This window comes from uncultured Ralstonia sp., from assembly GCA_913056305.1.
GTDB lineage: Bacteria > Pseudomonadota > Gammaproteobacteria > Burkholderiales > Burkholderiaceae > Ralstonia.
Genome location: CAJXMR010000361.1, coordinates 1 through 2,975, shown reverse-complemented (window position 1 = coordinate 2,975; position 2,975 = coordinate 1). Strand labels below are relative to the sequence as shown.

Here is a 2,975-nt window from a genome sequence, read left to right as displayed (position 1 = left end):
GAAGACGAGCGACAGGCGCTGCGTGAACATGTCGTCCTGCTGCGGCAGCGGCTTGCTGAAGGTGATGTCGCCGACCTGGCGGCAGGCCACCGACGCCTCGGTCACGTCCTCTGCCACGCCCAGCGTGCCCTTGATGCCGCCGGTGCGGGCACGCGAGATATAGCAGGTCACGCCCTGCACGAGCGGGTCATCAAAGGCCTCGATGACGATCTTGTCGGAGCCGGTGACGCGGAAGTTGGTGTTGACGCTGCCGATGTCTTCCGCATGGACGGTAGTGATGGCGGCAACGCTGGCGAACAGGGCGAAGCAGTGAAGTAGGCGCATGGTGGCTCGGGTGGTGGTTACAGGGAAGCGGGCGGCCACGGGGCCGGTTCGTTGGTGGATGTGCCGCGCAGGTCGCCCCGCGCGGACTGCTCGATGCGACGGTGCAGCGCGTCCATGAAGACCTTCACCTTGGCCGGCATCAGGCGGCGGCCGGGAAACACGGCGTACACACGCATCGGCGGGATCTGGAAATCGGTCAGCACCTCCTGCAGCACGCCGGAGGCGACCAGCTCTGTCGCAAACGCCGAGGTGATGCGCGCCACGCCCAGGCCCGCCATGGCCGCCTGCATGCGCAGCTCGCTGTTGGAGGTGCGCATGCGGAAGTCCAGCGGCAGGTTGATGGTTTCGCCGCCGGGCGTGCGGAACTGCCATTCGGATTCATTGGACAGGCCCAGGCAGGGCCAGTCGATCAGTTGATCGGGGTGGGTCAGGGGCCCGAGGCGCTCCAGCAGTTGCGGCGCGACCACCACCGCGCGCCGCAGGTCGAACACGCGCTGGGCGACCATGCCGGAATCGGGCAGCGGCTCGCGCGGCACCGTCAGCATGATGTCGTAGCCCTGGGCGAGCGGATCGATCTGGCGCGGCGCCACGTCCACCTCGATGCGCAGGCTGGGGTGCTCGCGCATGACTTCCAGCACCACCTCGGCGAACTGCTTGGCGGCAAACTCGTACGGCATGGCGATGCGCAGCGTGCCGGTGGGCGACTGGAACGTGGCGGCGGCATCTTCCGAGACTTCGCGCAGCCGCTGGAACAATGGGCCGGCATCGCGCAGCAGGGCTTCGCCGGCATCGGTCAGGCGCAGGCGGCGCGTGCTGCGCTCGAACAGGCGCACGCCCAGTTTGCCCTCCAGCCGCGACACGGCGGTGCTGACCGACGACTTGGGCAACCCCAGCCGATCGGCCGCGCGCGTGAAGCTGCCGAGCGAGGCCACGGTGCAGAATGTGTCCCAGTCGTTCCAGTCCGTCGTTCGCATAGTTGAACAATGAATTTGTTAGGAGGCGATTTCCGCCCGTTTTGAAGCAAATTACCATCCCGGCATGAACACGCCAAGCACAGACCACACGCTCCCCGCGCTCCCGCCGCCTGCCGCTCCCGCCGTCGAATCGACGGTCGGCAGCCGGCTGGAGCTGCGCATGCTCGGCATGGTGATCGGCCTGGCCACCGGCGTGGATTACATGGCCAACCTGATGTTTTCGATTGCGGGGCCGCATATCGAGGGCGGGGTGCTGGCCTCGCAAGATGTCTACCTGTGGGCCGTGACGTCGTATGCGGCGGCGGCCAGCCTGGCGATCCTGGTCATGGGCCGGCTGGCCGAACACATGACCTACCGCAAACACACGCTGGTCTCGCTGGGCGTCTTCATTGTCGGCACGTTGATGTGCGCCTCGGCCGAGGGCGGCGCCATGCTGATCATTGGCCGGGCGGTGCAGGGCTTTGGCGGCGGGCCGATGCTGTCCACCTCGCGCATCTTCGTGCAGCACAGCCCCGCGCACGAGCGCCGCACCATGATGAAGGGCATGATCTACGGCATCTTCGGGCTGTCGTGCGTGTCGCCCATCCTGTCGGCGGCGCTTACCGAACAGTTTGGCTGGCGTGCCATCTTTGTGGCGCAGCTGCTGCTGGCGGTGGTGGTGTGCGCGCTGGTGGCCGCGTTCTACCCGCACCCCAAGCTGCAGGAGCGCAAGACCGATTTCGCCTCGCTCGACTGGCCCTCGGCCATCGCCTTCGGCCTGGCCGCGCTGATCGCGCTGCACGGCTTCCAGCAGGCGCGCTTCGTGCACCCGGATGGCTCGCCGGCGCAGGTGGTGCCCATCATTGCCGTGGTTGCGCTGATCGCCTGGATCGGCATCCGCCAGACTGGCCACCCGTTGCCGTGGGTAGACCTGCGCGCCACGTTGCGGCGCCGCTTCATGATGGGCATGGTGTTCTACGCCATCTATTACGTGTTTGCCAGCGCGTGGAGCTTCCTGTCGTCGAGCCTGCTGCAGAACGGCCTGGGCTTCCGCTATGAGACCACCGCGCAGTTCATGACCCTGGGCGGGGTGGTGACGCTGGTGCTGGGCATTGCCAACTTCCAGCTGACCAACTATCTGCCGCCCAAGCGCGTGCTGATCGCCATCGGTTTCGGGCTGATGGCGACGGCGCTGCTCTGGATGTCGCACGTGGCCATGCCCGGCGCATCCGCAGCGGTGCTGGTGCCGGGCTTCATGATCGAGGGCATGGTGGGGATGTTCGTGGTGATCCAGGTGGCGGGGCTGACCTTTGTCGACCTGCCCGCCGAAGACTTCGGCCACGCCTATCAGTTCAAGGGCATCATGCGCGCCTGGGCGCAGGCCTTCGGCACCCTGGCCGCCACGCTGCTGCTGCAGCGCGGGCAGGCGCAGCACCGTACCGACCTGGTTGGCCACGTGTCCGCGCTCACGCCGTCTTGGCAATGGCCGCACCCGCTGCAGGGCACGGAGCTGATCCGCATCTCGGCCGAGATCGACCGGCAGGCCACGCTGCTGGCCTGCAGCGACCTGTTCGTCTGGGGCGCGGCGATTGCGCTGGTGTGCGCGGCGGCGATCCTGGTGCAGCGCACGCTGCGTTGAGAGCCTAGTGAACCGTAACGTTTAATTAGGAAGTAATATCGTACCCACTGGAGGGTGCG

Annotated in this window: 3 protein-coding genes; 1 reads left to right on the top strand and 2 read right to left on the bottom strand. The window is 67.0% G+C overall.

The genetic code is table 11. The annotated features are described in order from the left end of the window. Window positions 1–324, bottom strand: a 324-nt coding sequence (locus QZ609_RS26020) for a CreA family protein (protein ID WP_295501255.1), incomplete at its 3' end; no start/stop codon positions are given. Between the two features lie 17 nt (window positions 325–341). Next, window positions 342–1,298, bottom strand: coding sequence for a LysR family transcriptional regulator (locus QZ609_RS26015; protein WP_295501252.1), 957 nt, complete (start codon window positions 1,296–1,298; stop codon window positions 342–344). 64 nt (window positions 1,299–1,362) lie between these two features. On the opposite strand from QZ609_RS26015, the gene QZ609_RS26010 reads away from it, so the two are divergent. Beyond that, complete coding sequence (locus QZ609_RS26010) at window positions 1,363–2,916, top strand: MFS transporter (protein WP_295501249.1); 1,554 nt, start codon at window positions 1,363–1,365, stop codon at window positions 2,914–2,916. Window positions 2,917–2,975: the final 59 nt, after the last annotated feature.